Source organism: Leptospira gomenensis, from assembly GCF_004770155.1.
In the GTDB taxonomy this organism is placed as follows: domain Bacteria; phylum Spirochaetota; class Leptospiria; order Leptospirales; family Leptospiraceae; genus Leptospira; species Leptospira gomenensis.
In genome coordinates, this window is sequence record NZ_RQFA01000032.1 from 226,989 (window position 1) to 242,861 (window position 15,873).

Annotated in this window: 16 protein-coding genes and 1 tRNA gene; 10 read left to right on the plus strand and 7 right to left on the minus strand. The window is 47.0% G+C overall.

Annotated features, from left to right (window positions below):
• The first annotated feature begins 19 nt into the window (after positions 1–19).
• Positions 20–95 (plus strand) — tRNA-Asn (locus EHQ17_RS07715).
• Between the two features lie 190 nt (positions 96–285).
• On the opposite strand, the gene EHQ17_RS07720 is transcribed toward EHQ17_RS07715, so the two are convergent.
• The 6 genes from EHQ17_RS07720 to EHQ17_RS07745 form a co-directional block, all read right to left on the minus strand.
• Positions 286–1,215, minus strand: coding sequence for a cytochrome c family protein (locus tag EHQ17_RS07720; protein ID WP_135594217.1), 930 nt, complete (start codon positions 1,213–1,215; stop codon positions 286–288).
• 221 nt (positions 1,216–1,436) lie between these two features.
• Entirely contained in the window at positions 1,437–2,600 is a 1,164-nt protein-coding gene (locus tag EHQ17_RS07725; RefSeq protein WP_135594219.1) for a hypothetical protein, read from the minus strand.
• Between the two features lie 220 nt (positions 2,601–2,820).
• A complete protein-coding gene (locus tag EHQ17_RS07730; RefSeq protein WP_135594220.1) occupies positions 2,821–3,138 on the minus strand; it encodes an exodeoxyribonuclease VII small subunit in 318 nt (105 codons plus the stop codon).
• A 4-nt stretch (positions 3,139–3,142) separates the two neighbouring features.
• Positions 3,143–4,411, minus strand: coding sequence for an exodeoxyribonuclease VII large subunit (gene xseA / locus EHQ17_RS07735; RefSeq protein WP_135594222.1), 1,269 nt, complete (start codon positions 4,409–4,411; stop codon positions 3,143–3,145).
• A complete protein-coding gene (locus EHQ17_RS07740) occupies positions 4,412–5,542 on the minus strand; it encodes an AI-2E family transporter (protein ID WP_135594224.1) in 1,131 nt (376 codons plus the stop codon).
• 4 nt (positions 5,543–5,546) lie between these two features.
• Positions 5,547–6,029 (minus strand): hypothetical protein, encoded by a 483-nt coding sequence (locus EHQ17_RS07745; RefSeq protein ID WP_425460685.1) that lies wholly within the window; start codon positions 6,027–6,029, stop codon positions 5,547–5,549.
• 114 nt (positions 6,030–6,143) lie between these two features.
• Here EHQ17_RS07745 and EHQ17_RS07750 point away from each other — a divergent pair, with 114 nt between their 5' ends.
• Positions 6,144–6,788: a DedA family protein gene (locus tag EHQ17_RS07750; RefSeq protein WP_135594226.1), complete on the plus strand. Its 645-nt coding sequence runs from the start codon at positions 6,144–6,146 to the stop codon at positions 6,786–6,788.
• 3 nt (positions 6,789–6,791) lie between these two features.
• Here EHQ17_RS07750 and EHQ17_RS07755 read toward each other — a convergent pair whose 3' ends face one another.
• Entirely contained in the window at positions 6,792–8,351 is a 1,560-nt protein-coding gene (locus tag EHQ17_RS07755) for a phosphatase domain-containing protein (protein ID WP_135594228.1), read from the minus strand.
• A gap of 148 nt (positions 8,352–8,499) precedes the next feature.
• Between EHQ17_RS07755 and EHQ17_RS07760 the strand changes: the two genes are divergently transcribed.
• The 8 genes from EHQ17_RS07760 to EHQ17_RS07795 all read left to right on the plus strand — a co-directional run bounded on the left by EHQ17_RS07760 (position 8,500) and on the right by EHQ17_RS07795 (position 15,725).
• Positions 8,500–8,811, plus strand: coding sequence for a Smr/MutS family protein (locus tag EHQ17_RS07760; RefSeq protein WP_135594230.1), 312 nt, complete (start codon positions 8,500–8,502; stop codon positions 8,809–8,811).
• Positions 8,808–10,358 (plus strand): (R)-citramalate synthase CimA, encoded by a 1,551-nt coding sequence (gene cimA, locus EHQ17_RS07765; protein WP_135594232.1) that lies wholly within the window; start codon positions 8,808–8,810, stop codon positions 10,356–10,358. The genes EHQ17_RS07760 and cimA overlap by 4 nt, the downstream gene beginning before the upstream one ends.
• Positions 10,346–10,918: an aminoacyl-tRNA hydrolase gene (gene pth / locus EHQ17_RS07770; RefSeq protein ID WP_135594234.1), complete on the plus strand. Its 573-nt coding sequence runs from the start codon at positions 10,346–10,348 to the stop codon at positions 10,916–10,918. The genes cimA and pth overlap by 13 nt, the downstream gene beginning before the upstream one ends.
• A 58-nt stretch (positions 10,919–10,976) precedes the next feature.
• Positions 10,977–11,912 (plus strand): tyrosine recombinase XerC, encoded by a 936-nt coding sequence (gene xerC, locus EHQ17_RS07775; RefSeq protein ID WP_135594236.1) that lies wholly within the window; start codon positions 10,977–10,979, stop codon positions 11,910–11,912.
• Complete coding sequence (gene hslV, locus EHQ17_RS07780) at positions 11,899–12,441, plus strand: ATP-dependent protease subunit HslV (RefSeq protein WP_135594238.1); 543 nt, start codon at positions 11,899–11,901, stop codon at positions 12,439–12,441. The genes xerC and hslV overlap by 14 nt, the downstream gene beginning before the upstream one ends.
• A 10-nt stretch (positions 12,442–12,451) precedes the next feature.
• A complete protein-coding gene (gene hslU / locus EHQ17_RS07785; RefSeq protein WP_135594240.1) occupies positions 12,452–13,891 on the plus strand; it encodes an ATP-dependent protease ATPase subunit HslU in 1,440 nt (479 codons plus the stop codon).
• Positions 13,892–14,004: 113 nt separating this feature from the next.
• Positions 14,005–15,300, plus strand: a complete 1,296-nt coding sequence (locus EHQ17_RS07790) for a PQQ-dependent sugar dehydrogenase (protein WP_246057448.1) — start codon at positions 14,005–14,007, stop codon at positions 15,298–15,300.
• Between the two features lie 182 nt (positions 15,301–15,482).
• The gene (locus EHQ17_RS07795) at positions 15,483–15,725 is read left to right on the plus strand and encodes a hypothetical protein (protein ID WP_135736168.1); all 243 of its coding nucleotides are present in this window, start codon (positions 15,483–15,485) and stop codon (positions 15,723–15,725) included.
• Positions 15,726–15,873: the final 148 nt, after the last annotated feature.

Consider the following 15,873-nt stretch of genomic DNA (forward strand, 5'->3'; position numbering starts at 1 on the left):
GCCTAACTACCGAGGATACTCCCCTTTAGCTCAGTCGGTAGAGCAAGTGACTGTTAATCACTGGGTCGCTGGTTCGAGCCCAGCAGGGGGAGCCACCTTTTCTAGTCCTCTGCCTTTTGAAAACCTTCCCTTCTTTTGGTTCTTGTTAGACTTTCTCTTACAAGAAAGTTTGAAAAAAAAACTCAATTTTTGTATAGTGAATTCGTAAAAAGAAATTAAAAAACCGACCAACTCCCAAAAGATTTCGGAGCGGTCGGTTGCAACATCCTTGTTAGGAATCCGATTTTACTCGGGATTTTTGGCGGGTTTTAGGGATTTCAAAAATCGATAGATCGCCTTCAATTCCAGATCGCTCATTTTTGAAAACGAACCCCAAGGCATATGACTGTGTTCCACAAGTTTTCCGAGACGGAATCGTTTTAAGAATTGTTCCTCGGTCCAAAGGGAAATTCTTCCTTCCGGATGGGGAGTTAGATTCGGGGGAATCAAGGTTTCCTTTCCCGGTTCCTCCATCGGATTCCCTCCCGCATACGGTACTCCGATATATTCTCCGATCTCGCTTCTTAAGGTGTGACATCCGTTGCAGTTGGCAACGCTGCCCGCCAAGTATTCTCCATACTCTGCGGTCGCTGCGGGAACGATCGATTTCAAAACTTCTCCCGTAGGTCCTACCGGTTTTACCAAGAAAGCCTTGAGGACTTTTCCGATCAGATTCAGGTCGCGTTTCGGAACCGAATTCGATTGCGGAGGCAAACTCCTGAGGAAGGATAAAATCGCCGTTAGGTCCTCGTCGCTGGTATTATGAAACGGCATAAAGTCGAAAAGGACCGTTCCGTCCGCGCGGACTCCGTATCGAAGAGAACGAGCGATTTCCCGATCGGATAGTTTACCGATTCCCGTTTCCGGATCGGGGGTGATATTCGGCGTGTAAAAATCTCCTATGGGTAGAGCAAACAACCGTCCTCCCGAAAGGACTGGCTGTGAAGCCGGAACTTTGGAATTCCCATCGGATACCTTGCTATGACATTCAACACAATGCGCTGGCCCCGTCGCCAAATGCCTTCCTCGTTCGATCAAGGCCGGTTCCGAAGAAGAAGCCACATCCGGATACGGTGCGTCGTATTTCGCGTTTTGTCTCGCGACGGTGAACGTCGCTACACCCAATACGACGATCAACAAAAAGATTCCTGTCCATTTTAAGGACTTTAAGATCATAAGTTCCTCACACGTTTATTTTCAAAGCGGAGTTCGTGTCGTCGGGATTTTTTCCCTTACACAATTCCGAAACTTAAAACAAAGAGAGTGATTACTTTTGATTCTTTTAGTCCTTTTATAAATCTCCGATCGTTTTTTACGACTCCGATCTATAAATCGAATCTCGATTTCGAATTTACGATATTATCTTAGCGGTTTCGTAACGACGATTCTATCTTGTACTATACTTTAGAATTCTTTAATTTCCTAAATAGATAAAGGATCGAAAAAGTCAACAGACCTACGGCTAACAACGCGTAGCCTAGGAGAACGAAGGTTAACTTCAAAAAGGTGAGGGTTCCCGTAAAAGCGGCAAGTCCTTCCGGTATGAGAGGCCAAACGTTCAAAAAATACATCATGATTGCGTTTTCGATCGGATCGAAAACGAGAAATCCGAACGGCAGAAGATTCCAGATTCTCGGAAAATGGAGGTAGTCGGCGCAACGGGAATATATGGATCCGATCATCAAACAGACGGGAATCGGTAGAATCATATCCAACACGTTTCCCCAAAAGTATAAATTTCTTCCCGTTTCCCCGTAAACGCCGAACACGGTTTCCACGTCTTTTGCCGTTGAAAACGGACGAAAATCCAACTTTACGGGTATCGAAGTCCCCTCGGCCACGGGAGTCATCTGTTCCAGGAATTGCATGGCTCCCGAAACGAGTATCGAAGCACCTATAAAAAGGAGAATTCTTCGGTTCGATGCGTGTTCGGCGATCCAGCGACTGAACCGGAGCATCCAGGGCGAAGATGCTCCGCCGATCAAAAGGAAACAGAATCCGACGGAGAGGGCAAACAGTGTTCCTCGTGAAAACGGATGGAAATTATATCCGACGAAAAGCGATCCTACGGCTAAGACCGTGAGAAAGGCTCCGATCCTTCCGTTTTCGACTCGCATCCGAATCCCCCAGAAGCCGATTCCCAAGACAAACAAACAAACGATTCCCGCTTCGATCCAGACAAACCGAAATCCGGTCGTTCCGTTTTCCCTTAAAAGAAACTCCGATCCGTTTCCGATCCAAGCGACGGCGATCGCCGCCAAAAAAAACTTCGTCGGAAATCCGCTTTCTTTCGAAAAACGCTCCGATACGGTTCCGTTTTTTTTTAACTCTCGTATGGAGAACAAGAGACTTGCGTAGACCGGTATCCAAAAACATCCGAACAAGAAAGAAAGATATTTTGCGGGAACATATGCGGTTATCGATTCGAATGTGATCCTTGCGAATTCTTTCGCGTTCGCAAATAAGACGGGCGGGGCGCCGTTGACCCAATACGATTCGAGTAATACCAGATAAAAAGATAAGAGCGCGGCGCCGATCGCCAAAATCACCGAAACATTCATTCGTTTTCCTTATTCCCCATTCGTATTCGAATCGGACTTTGTTTTCCAACAAAATGGAAAAAGAAGGATTGCCCGGTTTTTCGGGGAAGCGAACAATACGAATCCCCAGCTTATAAGATAGGGATTCGATCGTGCGGAAAAAATGAGAGAGATCGGTTTGCGGAAGGAAATTCCAGAACGAAATTTCAAATCGGAATCGTTTCGAGACGTTGTGGTGTGATTAGAACAAATCCTCTTCTTCGGAAGACTTTGCGGAAGCGGTGGAGGCGGCGGACGCTGAGGATTTCGTTTCCGATTTGGATTCTCCTCCTTTGAATCCGGTTTTCACCGTTTTATTGGTTTCGTCTTTGGTCAAGGCCTCGATCTTTCCTTCCGCGGAATCCAATATTCCCTGACAGATCTTTTTTAATTCCATTCCTCGTTCGTACGCTTTTAAGGATTCCTCCAGACTGAAATCCTGACGTTCCAGTTTTTCCGCGATCTGTTCGAGTTCCATCAGTGCTTCTTCGAATGAGATTTTAGTTTTTGATTCTGCCATCGTATTAATTTCCTTTTCTGACCACTTGTATCGTTCCGCCGGATAACAAAACCTGTAATTCTTCTTCCGGTTCGGTTTCTTTCGGGGATCGTATTATTTCACCTTTTTGGTTTCTAACGATGGAGTAACCGCGTTTCATCGTCGCGACCGGGGAAAGATCCTCGACCTTAGAAAGCCAGAATTCAGCCTTTTGTTTTTTATAATTTAGAATATTATGAATTTTTGATGAAAGCGTTTCGTAACGTTCCAGTCGCACGAGAGCGAGATTCAGTTTATTGGAAACCGCCTTTTGCAACCTGGTTCCTATCTCGTCCAGGCGCTGACTTCTCTGATTGAGAAGTTGCATCGGTTCCCTAAAGATGAATTTTCCGGAAACCAGACGAAGCCGGTCCTTGCTGGAAGAAACCCTGGCCGAAAGGGAGGTTCGTAACCTTCCCTCCAATTGGGAAAGAAATTGTAGAATATCCTCTTCCTTCGGTACGGCGTGTTCCGCGGCTGCGGTCGGGGTAGGAGTGGCAAAGTCGGCCGCGAAATCCGTCAACAAAACGTCCGTCTGATGCCCTACCGCGGAGATAATCGGCACTTTCGAATTCGCGTAAGCCCGCACCACAGATTCGTCGTTATAAGCCATCAGATCCTCGAAACTTCCTCCTCCACGCCCAGCGATGATCACGTCCACGTTCCACTCAGGGCGATTGAGCTCTTCGATCGCCGCTGTTATGGACGCGGGCGCGTCCTCTCCCTGCACGACGCAGGGTGCGATGAGGATGTTGATTCCTGGATATCTCGATCTCGCGATTTTGATGATGTCTTCGATTGCGGCTCCGGAAGGAGATGTGGCGATTCCCAAGGTTTTCGGAAAGGAAGGAATTCTCCTTTTTTTTTCGGGATCAAATATTCCTTCCGCAGTTAGTTTCTGTTTGAGACGTTCGATACGAAGTAGGATATCCCCTTGTCCGAGCTCTTCTACTTTGCTTACGTTGAGATTGTAAGATCCTCCCGCTTCGTACAGGGTGACCGATCCGTAAACCTGGATCTCCTTTCCGTCGGAGAGCGGTTTGCCGGTATAATTCTTATTGGAATAGTTGAAAAACGTACAACGTATGAGAGAGGTTTCGTCCTTTAGGGAAAAATAGATATGACCGGAATTGGGTCTGCTGTAATTGGAAATTTCTCCGCGCACCCAGACGTTTTTCAAATCCGGAGACCCGGAGATCAGTCCTTTGATGACCTTCGTGATCTCGCCTACGGAGAACGGTTTGGATTCTTCCAATTAGCGGTGCCCCTTATTCAAAAGGAGTTCCCTTCGATACAATTTCCAAAAATCCCAAAGAATGACGACTAACGTTACGGCGACCGGCCCTACCACCAATCCCATGATTCCGAATTCCTTGATTCCTCCGATGAGGGACAAAAAAATCAGAAGCGGATGCACCTGTAGTTTTTTATCGAGCATTCTCGGTTTTAGGAAATTTTCGAGCGCGAGATAAAAGAACAACCCGGAGCCCATAAAAAACAAGGCCATCATGGGATTGTTCTCCAAAAACAGTATGTACAATCCGATCGGAAGCCAGACTACGGAGGTCCCCACGACGGGAATGATGGAAAAAAAAGCCGCGAGACTGGCGTATAAAAACGGACTCGATATTCCCGCGATCAAAAGAAGAATATAAACCGCGGCGCCCTGCAAAATCGATATGATTAGATTCCCCCGAATGACCGTCTGTACGGCGAGGGTCACCTTACGTCCCACCTGTTCCTCGAGTTGGCGCGAAAAAGGAAGATTGTCCAGAATGAAACGTTCCACTTTTTTCCCGTCCTGATACAAAAAGAACAGAACCAAAAGGGCGAAAAACAGATTCATCAAAATGCCGGTGGGAAGTTCTATGTTTCCCAAAATGAAGGAGGAGGCGTTGCTCAAAATTCCGTAGATACTATCCAGGTTTAGGATATCCACGTAATTTTCGGCGAATTCTCCGTAGATCTCCGGGACCTTCACCCAAAAAAATTCGTTGTCGGTGATGAAATCCGTGAGCATCGCGAAGTTCATCAACGTTTCTACGACCTTGTCTTCGCTTAACGAAATTCTCAATTTAAACAGGATCGACAAGGCTTCCTGGATCAGGGTACGGATTACGAAGTAGGAAGGAATCAACACGATCATGGAAACCAGGGTGATCATAACCCAAGGAACGAGCCATTGAAACCTTTCTCCTAAATATCCCTTGAGAAGTTTGTATTGTCTTCTCGTTGCCAGATACAAGATCAACGCCATCAAGGAAGAATAGAGATAAGGCCGGAATACGAGAAAAAAAACTCCCAATGCAAAGACGAACAACACGGAGAAAAAGATGAGAAAGGTATATTTCCCCGGTTCGGGATTTACGTGTAACGGTTCCAACATCGTTTTAATTTCCCGATTTTTTATAGAAAAGTTTTACGCGACTGCCTTCGGGAGTCGCTTCGATCTGAATCGTCACCACTTTTTTATTTTGGCTTTCCGCCATAATCACCGTTTTGTGGTCCTCGTTTTCCTCTTGTAATACTCTCCAAAAAAGGGATTGAAAGATGGAAGTATAATAGACTTCCATCTGTTTTTTTTGAAACGAATGCGTAAACAAAAGGAAGGATTCCCGGGTATCGAAATATCCTCGCTCCGATTTCAATTCGGTAGAGTACAAAAGTTCGGAACCTTCCGGAACGAATTCGATCGGAAGGGATCTCGGATTACGCACCGGATGATATTGAAGGGTCAATTTATTATAACGATACAATTCCGTTTTGATTCCGGAATCCGCCGACAGGGAATCGAACGCACCGACCCCGATCCAAAAAAGGGAGACAAAAGTCGCGATCCGCACCGAAAGCGAGGCCGAGGCGAAATACTTCACAACGGAACGATCCGTTTTTTTTCGAAATCGATAGAAACTTGAGAAACGTAGTTGGTTCACTTTTTTTACTTGAACCCTATGCTGGATCACTGACAATTCTTTTTATTCATCTTCATGACTTTTCAGGAAACTCTGATCCAAATCCTAAACCGGTTTTCCGAAACCGATCCAATTTTTCTTTGGCTCTTTTTCGCGTTCTCCAACTTCGCAGAAAACGTGTTTCCGCCTTGGCCGGGGGACACGGTCACCGTGTTCGGGGGATTTTTGGTGGCTCGGAATCCGAATTCCTTCGGTTGGTGGGCCCTGGGTACGAGTACCTTGTTCGGAAATCTTACGGGCGCTTGGACGATGTATCGTTTCGGACATCACTTTTTGAATTGGGTGCGCGCCAAGGAATTTCCGTTTAAGGATTCCCTGTACGACGAGGATTCGATCGAAAGGACGTTTTCCTGGTTTCGCAGAAACGCAATCGCTGTCGTTCTGTTCAGCCGTTTTTCAGCGGGAATTCGATTTTTCGTTTCCATCGTGGCGGGAATGGTGAAGATGAATCCCTTTCTTTTTTTCGGCCTGTTCGGGGTCGCCGTGTTTCTTTGGTGCGGAATTTTGATCGGCTCCGGTTTTTACCTCGGTTCGCATTGGGAAGCGGTGCTTGGTTTTTTAGAAATTTATAATAAAGTCATATTCGGACTGATGGTCGCCGGTGCGATCGTTTACTTTTTTATACGGAGACGCAAACGAACGGAAGGGAACCTTTCTTAAAACCTAGGTTATTTCTTCCTTGTTCAGGGCCTTTTTTAATCCTTCCAGGATCAGGTCCTTTTCCTGTTGATAATCTCCGGGCAGGGACAGGTTCCGGATCCATTCCATCAACGCGTCCGCGTCCACGACTTTACCTTCCATCCATTCTCCCGCCATTTCCGCTACGATACGAAAAACAGCGGACGTATCTAAAATTCCGTGATCCTGTAAGACCACCGCAAATCCGGGGGCGCCTTCCGTAAGAATATACGGATGAATCCCTTCCTGTTTGAACGGATCGATTCCCGCGGGAAGAGCGCTTTGTACGTTCCAGTGCATTTCCTCTTCGTCCGGGCCGTGAGAAGTTTTGTTGATGAGAACCAATACGACGGAGTTGAGATCGCCGTGTATGTTCCGGTTTTCTTCTCCGAGCTCGCGAATCGTTTTGGCGGCGTCTCTTGTGATCGCGTCCCTTCCCAAAAAATTGAGTTTGTACAGATAATCTTCCAACTCTCGTCCGGACATTTTTCCGGACAGAACGTATTGATACAAAAGAAAGATGAGATAATCGCTTTCCGTATTGTCTCCGATGAGAATTTCTTTTGCGTTCGTAGGCAGATACAATCTATCGCGTAGTAGAATGGTCAACTTGTAACTCATCTGATCGAATAGGCTTTGAAACGAAGCTCCCGCGAATTTACGAATCCTTTCCATCGAACCCAACAGACCGTCCGTGATGAACTTCGTCGGATGAGTTACGGAGTCCCAGAATTTTTCCACGATCCCCTTAATCGTTCCTTCCAGATATTTTAAGTGAAGCGATTCCGTGACGATGGAATGATTTCGGATCGTGGACAACAAGGTCCTTCGGAAAAAGTGCGGACTTGCGGAGATAAAACAAAGAGGGGAATCGTCGGTCGCGGAGCGGATCTCCCGATACAAAGCGGGCATCCCCGGAAGCGGCAATTTCTGTTCCGGTGTTTCGAATAACGTGGAAAGTTTTCCTTTGTTGGAATGGATGTCCGTCGCTAAGTAGGTCTGATCGATATCCGACGTGGTCACGTATCCGGAAAAATTTTCGGGAAGAATTCGGAGTTTACCTTTTCCGATCAGGGATTGACCGGAGATTTCGCTTTTTCCTTTTTGATTGAGATAGGCTATGTCCTTGGTAAATTGTCGATACGAATCCAAGCGGCGAAAGTGGATATGAAAAACGTATTTCCCCGGAAGAAGCGGTTTGGTGAATTCGTGGAAAAAAAATCCGCCTTCGTCACCTTTGATCTCCGGAGATTGATGCAATAGGTTTCCCGCCTCGTCCCAAATTTCAGCGATTAAAATCGGTTTGCGAACCGGTTCCAAACCGTAATCCAAAACCGGGGTGATCGACGTTTCCTGTCCTTCGAACAGACCGGTCAAAAGATCCCAACGAGAATCGTCCCTCATTTCTTCGGTAATTCCCGCATCGACCACTTGTCCGCGAATATAATAACGATTCTCCCGACCGAGCGTTCCTCCGCAGATCGCGATTCTTTTTTTATCCACTAACTTTGCGTTTTCCGTTTTGGAACCTGATTCTTCGCTCAAGGGTGCGAACCTGCCTCTGTTTTTTTGGGATAGGATGGAAAATTGTACCGAATCGCTCGGAGAGTGAAAGCATAAAAAATGAAATTCTTTGTTTTCTGTACTCGAGTACGAAAAAACACTGGTACGTATCGATGAGATTTCGGATCGTATGAAAAAAAACTCGACCAGAGCCGGTTATTCCGGAGCGAAAACGATTTATATCCGAAAGCTGAGGTTCGAAGAAGCGAAACAAAAATTGGACCGGGAAATCCAAGACGCATTTCTCGCCGGAGAAACTCTGATAGAAATCGTACACGGGATCGGAGAAGGGGTTCTGAAAAAATTGGCGGCGGACACGATTCGAACACACGACTTTCTGAAGGAAGTGGACTATTCGCAGTTCGGAATTTCCAATCCGGGTTCCACCTTAGTCGAAGTTTTAGGTCCTGATAAGGAAACTCTGAGAAGGTATCTCAAATGACAAAAACGGCCGCGAAAGTCGAAATCTTGGACGTAACTCTGAGGGACGGAGAACAAACCAGAGGAGTCAGTTTTTCCACTTCCGAAAAATTGAATATAGCAAAGTTCCTTCTCCAAAAACTCGACGTCGATCGGGTGGAAATCGCCTCGGCCCGGGTTTCCAAAGGCGAACTCGAAACCGTTCAAAAAATCATCGAATGGGCGGACACGGAATCCCTCTCGGATCGCATCGAACTTTTGGGATTCGTGGACGGCAATCGGACCGTGGATTGGATTCGGAACGCGGGAGCCAAAGTGCTCAACCTCCTGACCAAGGGTTCCTTACATCATTTGGAAAAACAGCTCGGTAAAACCCCCGAAGAATTTTTCAAAGACGTTTCGTTTACGATCGATTATGCGAGAAAAAACGGCCTGCGCGTAAATGTGTATCTGGAGGATTGGTCCAACGGATTCAGAAACAGTCCCGATTACGTAAATTCGCTCGTGGCTCATCTGAGTAACGAAAATATAGAGCGGATCTTTCTTCCCGACACGTTAGGCGTCCTTTCCCCTTCGGAAACGTATCGAGGGGTGGACGAACTCGTACAAAAATTTCCGCAGCTTCATTTCGAATTCCACGGTCACAACGACTATGATCTTTCCGTGGCGAACAGTTTGGAGGCGATACGCGCCGGAGTCAAAGGTGTACACGCTTCCGTCAACGGTCTCGGAGAAAGAGCGGGCAATACTCCCCTCGAAGCGTTGGTGACCGCGATCCACGACAAAACGGAATTTAGGACGAAGGTCAACGAACTTTCGATCACCGAAGCGAGCCGGCTGGTCGAAGTATTCAGCGGAAAACGGATCTCCGCCAATCGACCCATCGTTGGAGAAGACGTGTTCACCCAAACAGCGGGAGTCCACGCGGACGGAGATAAAAAAGGAAATCTGTATGCGAATCCGATTTTGCCGGAACGTTTCGGAAGAAAAAGAAGTTACGCGTTAGGCAAACTCGCCGGGAAAGCGAGTATTTCGGAAAACGTAAAACAACTCGGAATGGTTTTGAGCGACGTCGTTCTTCAGAAAGTACTGGAACGAGTGATCGAACTCGGAGACCAGAATAAACTCGTGACTCCGGAAGATCTTCCGTTTATCATCGCGGACGTTTCCGGAAGAACGGGAGAAAAGGTGATCGAGATCAAAGCCTGCAATATCCATTCCGGGATCGGAATCAGACCCCACGCACAAATTGAAATCGAATACCAAGGCAAGTTGTATCAGGAAATCTCGGAAGGAGACGGGGGTTACGACGCGTTTATGAACGCTCTGACGAAGGTGACCAACCGCGTAGGCATTTCCATTCCTAAGTTGATCGATTACGAGGTGAGAATTCCTCCCGGCGGAAAAACGGACGCACTCGTGGAAACCAGGATCACTTGGAATAAGTCCGCGGACGGAGACGAAGGACAAACGTTCAAAACGATGGGGGTTCATCCCGACCAGACGATCGCAGCGGTGCAGGCCACCGAAAAAATGCTGAATCAAATTCTACAACCATGGCAAACCTAAAACTACTGTTAGTCGGCGTCGGAAATCCGGGACAAAAATACGCGCACAACCGACACAATATCGGTTTCGTGATTCTGGATTCGTTCTTGGAATCCCATTCCGGGTCCTACCAAACCAATTCCAAATATTCCTTAGCCCGTACGGACGAGGAAGGTTTGACCCTGTTTTATCTTAAACCTCTGGAATTCATGAATCTCTCCGGAAAAGCAGTGGCCGAAATCGCCAAAAAAAACGGAATTCCTACCGAAAACGTTTTGGTAATTCACGACGAAATCGATTTCGAATTCGGAAAATTGAAATTAAAAGGGGGCGGGGGGCACGCGGGTCACAACGGCCTACGGGATATCGTCGAAAAACTGGGGAACAACTCTTTTTTCAGACTTCGTTTCGGAGTGGGAAAACCTTCGGATGTCGCGGAGGTTCCTCATCATGTACTTTCCAATTTTAACCCGGACGAACGGGAAAAAATTCCGGCCTTGGTCCGGGCCTGCGAACAAAAAATCTCGGATTGGATCCGAGAAAGAAAAAACGAATTTCGAAAAGTCTCCGATACTCAGTAAGAAGAATCGATCGTCGAAGGACGAAAGCGTTCTTGCCGAAATCATACGGAGAAATTCATTGGGCGACTATCCATTCCAACTTCCTAAATTCCGATCGGAATCCCAAAACAACGCCGCGGAAAAATTCCTGACGTATTTGCGGATCGAAAAAAATTATTCTCAAAACACCCTGAACGCGTACAGCATCGATTTGAAATTTTTTTTCGAATTCTGCCAAAGGGAGCAACTCGATATTCTACAGATCGAAGCCGTGGACATACGATCCTATTTCGCCTTTTTGGCGAAGAACAACGGACTCGATCGCAGGTCACAAAGCAGAAAACTTTCCTCCTTACGCACTTTTTATAAGGTTCTCCTTCGGGAAAATTTGGTCGCTTCCAACCCCGCACTTCAAATCAGTTTTCCTAGGGTGCGCAGAGAGATTCCCAAAAATTTCAGGATCGGCGAAACCGAGGAGATTTTGGATTTCGAAACCGAAACCGCCTCCGAAATTCTGGAAATCCGCGATAAGGCTATGATCGAAGTTTTGTATTCTTCCGGGTTACGCGTGTTCGAGTTGGTAAACGCGAAACTTTCCGCGATCTCCAAGGACCTCACGATTCTAAAAGTGCTCGGTAAGGGGCAAAAGGAAAGATACGTGTATTTCGGAAAAGAAGCAGTCCAGTCTTTACAAACGTATCTGGATCGTAGAAACGAATTGTTCCCGGATGCGGAGGAAATTTTTCTCAATCAAAAAGGAAAGAAACTGACGACCCGGGGCGTTCGTTATATTTTGAATGAAAGAAGAAAAAAAATGGGCTGGGAAAAAACCATCACTCCCCATAAGTTCAGACATACGTTTGCGACCGATCTGCTCGACGCGGGAGCCGATATCCGTGCGGTTCAGGAATTACTCGGTCATTCCTCCCTTTCTACGACTCAGATTTATCTGAGCGTAAGTAAGGAAAAAATCAAAGAGGTCTATAGAAAGGCTCATCCCCATGCCAGAAAATAAAATTCGATCCACTACAATTCTCTGCGTACGAAAAAACGGAACCGTCGCCATCGGAGGCGACGGCCAGGTTTCCATGGGAAACACCGTCATGAAAAATTCCGCCAAAAAAATCCGCAGGTTATACGACGGCAAAATCCTTTCCGGGTTTGCGGGTTCGGCGGCGGATGCGTTCACCTTATTCGAGTTATTCGAAAAGAAAGTGCAGGAGTTCGGAGGAAGTTTATCCAGAAGCGCGGTGGAACTCGCCCGGGAATGGAGAACCGACAGAATGTTACGAAGGTTGGAAGCGCTGTTGATCGTCGCCGATAAAGAAGAATCCTTTTTGATCTCCGGAACCGGAGACGTGATTTCTCCGGATGAAGGTGTGATAGCGATCGGATCCGGAGGAAACTATGCGTTGGCCGCAGCACGCGCGTTATACGATCATACGGAGTTGAGTGCGAGACGGATCGTGGAATCCTCGATGAAAATCGCCGCCGATATCTGCATTTATACGAACGATCATATCACCATTGAAGAAATCCTATAAAGAAACGAACATGACCGACCATTGGAAAAATCAGGAATTAGAACTCACATCCGAAGAGGAACTTACCCCGAGTGAAATCGTCGCCAAATTGGACGAACATATCATCGGACAAAAGAACGCCAAAAAAGCGGTCGCCGTAGCTTTGAGAAACAGGACCCGCAGAAAAAAATTGGAACCCGAGATGAGAGAGGAGATTTATCCGAAAAACATCATCATGATCGGACCTACCGGAGTCGGAAAAACCGAAATCGCGCGGAGACTTTCCAAACTTTGCGGAGCGCCGTTTCTCAAAGTGGAAGCGACGAAATACACCGAAGTAGGTTATGTGGGCCGAGACGTGGAATCGATGATCCGCGACCTAGCGATCCTCTCGATGAACCTCGTAAAACAGGAATTCCGTTCTAAGGTGCAGGAAACCGCAAAACAAAAAGCGGAGGAAACCCTTCTAGATATCTTATTGCCGTTTCCGGGAGAATCCAAATCCCAACCCGGAGGACCGATCGCGGGTTTTGCTACGTCTCCGCTTCCCGATGAAGAGGAACGAAAAAACCATTTTCTCGAAACGAGAGAGTTTATGAGAAAAAAATTGAAGAACGGAAAACTGGACGATCAGGAAGTGGAATTGGATCTGCCGAATCCCGCCAATTCCCAGATTCCTATGTTGCAGGTTTTCGGAGCGGGGAATTTCGAAGATTTGGACAATCAGTTGCAGAACGTCTTAGGGGATATGCTTCCCAAAAAAAACAAAAAGAGAAAACTCAAAATTCCGGAAGCGCTCAAAACCCTAGAAGAAGCCGAAGCGGAAAAACTGTTGGATCCTGACAAAGTGCAGAGAGAAGCGCTTCGTAGGGTGGAAGAGATGGGAATCATTTTTTTGGACGAGATCGATAAGATCGCGGGCCGGGAAAGTAAATCCGGGGCGGACGTTTCCCGGGAAGGTGTGCAGAGGGATTTGCTTCCCATCGTAGAAGGGGCGACCGTGAATACGAAGATCGGTCCCGTTCGTACGGATCATATCTTGTTCATCGCGGCGGGTGCGTTTCATATGTCCAAACCTTCCGATCTGATTCCCGAACTACAGGGTCGATTTCCGATTCGTGTCGAATTGGAAAAACTTTCCAGAGAGGATTTTGAAAGAATTCTTACGGCACCTCGTTCTTCTCTGACAAGACAGTACGAAGCCCTATTGGCGACGGATGGAATTCGAATCGAATTCACGACGGATGGGATCCGAGAAATCGCGCGCATTGCGTTCGAGGTGAACGAAAAACAGGAAAACATAGGCGCGCGGAGGCTCAATACGATTCTGGAGCGTTTACTGGAAGAGGTGAGTTTCGAAGGACCGGACCTTCCCGAGTCCGAAAAAAAAATCACGATCGACGGAAGTTACGTTTTGAACCGTTTGCAAGGAGTGATCCAAGACAAGGATTTGAGTCAGTATATTTTGTGAGAATCGGCTGCACCGGTATCACCTCACCTGTAGCAGCGCGTTTTCGCAAATTTGCGAAAACGCGCTCGGATTCTATTTGACGAACTTGAAAAAAAGTCGTGTGAATGGGCTTTATGTCTTTCGTAAAAATTCCCCATACCCGTTCCGTAAATTCAATACCCAAACTACTTTCTGTCACCGTTTTTCTCTGTTATACGTTTTTTGCCGCGAGCGGATGTGAGTGGATTCAAAAGACGCTTGTAGAAGTGCTCGGAGCGCCCGATTCCTACAAAGCGGAAGGAGATACGAATTCCTTAAAGCCGATTTTTGCGGGTAAGGACGAGACTAAAAAACGAATCTCCGTTTCTCTTACCGAGGTTTCGGCTGGATTCAATCAACCTACCGACATTCAATTTCCTCCGGGGGAATCGGAAATTTTTCTAGTTACGGAACAAAAGGGAAAACTTCGCTGGGGAAAGGTTCGAAAAAACGAAACCGGAACATTATTAACTTTGAATGTATTGTCCGAGGCCGAACAAGGGTTGTTGGGAACCGCATTTCATCCCGACTTCGCGAAAAACGGAAAGGTATACGTAAACTATGTGACCAAAGTAAACGGAAAGGATACGAGCCGGGTTTCGGAGTGGATCGTTTTTTCTCCTCAAGACATACCGAATTCCAAAATCGGATCGGAACGGATCGTGATGGAAGTGACACAACCGTATCCGAATCACAATGCGGGACAGCTCGCTTTCGGACCGGATGGATATCTGTATATCGGTTGGGGAGACGGGGGCTGGAAGGATGATCCGAAAAAGAACGGACAAAATCCGAAAACGTTTTTGGGAAGTATGTTGCGAATCGATGTGAATCAGACAGAAAGCGGAAAAGGATATACGATTCCTAATGACAATCCTTTCGTAAACGATCCGTGTTGTGCTCCCGAAACGTTCGCATACGGATTTAGAAATCCTTGGAGATACGGTTTTGATCCGAAGGGAAGATTGATCGTTGCCGACGTGGGACAGGACCTTTGGGAAGAAGTGAATCTTGTAGAAAAAGGTAAAAATTACGGATGGAACGTCAAGGAAGCGACCCATTGTTTCGAGCCGAAGAATCATTGCAACTCACAGGGACTTCAAGATCCGATTTACGAATACGGAAGAGAAGAAGGACAATCGATCACAGGCGGGTATGTCTATCAGGGAAAAAAAATACGCTCACTGAGCGGCAAATACGTGTTCGCGGATTTCGTATCGGGAAGACTCTGGGCTCTTGATTTACCCGAAGCCGAAGGAAATCAAGCCAAAGAAGTTTATAGTTTGGGTAAATGGCCGCTCCTGATCTCTACGTTTGGAAAAGATACGAATGGAAATCTCTATCTGGCCGACTTCGGCACCGGAAAAATATATCGAATCGATTCAAACTGAATCGGCGGGGCGTGTCTCGGAGCCGCCGGTGGTCGGCCAAACTACATTCATTTTTTGGAATATTCCGGCGGCTCCGAGTCGCGTGACTCCGGGCTCGCGGATTCCCGCTCGTCCTCTTCGAGGACGCTTCGCGCCCTGCGGCCCGCTCACGCAGGAAATGTAAGAGGGAGCGAGATGGACGTTTGTTCCAAACGGCCGCGCAACCGCAGCCACGGGATCTCGCACGAGAAGAGCAATATGGTGTCGTCACGGGCGAGCGCGGTGCAACGCAAAACAAAAAGAGCACGAAGTATGCGCGCCGCGACTGTGGTCTTATTTTTTTTCGTCGCGGGTTTGGTTTCGTAATTGTTTTAACTGCGTTTTCATTTTTGTTTCTTCGTTTTGTCTTCAGTTTTGTGCCGTTTTGGTCGCGGGTTTTGTTTTGAATCTTCATTCGCGCCGATGTTCGAAGCGTTTCGTATTTTGTTTCGTTACGTTTTCCGCCGCGGCTTTGTTTCTAACTACGTACGGAGCCGCATCTGATTTCTGTGGATTGTCCGCTTTTGTATGCGAGCGCTGGAAGTTTGGTGTTGT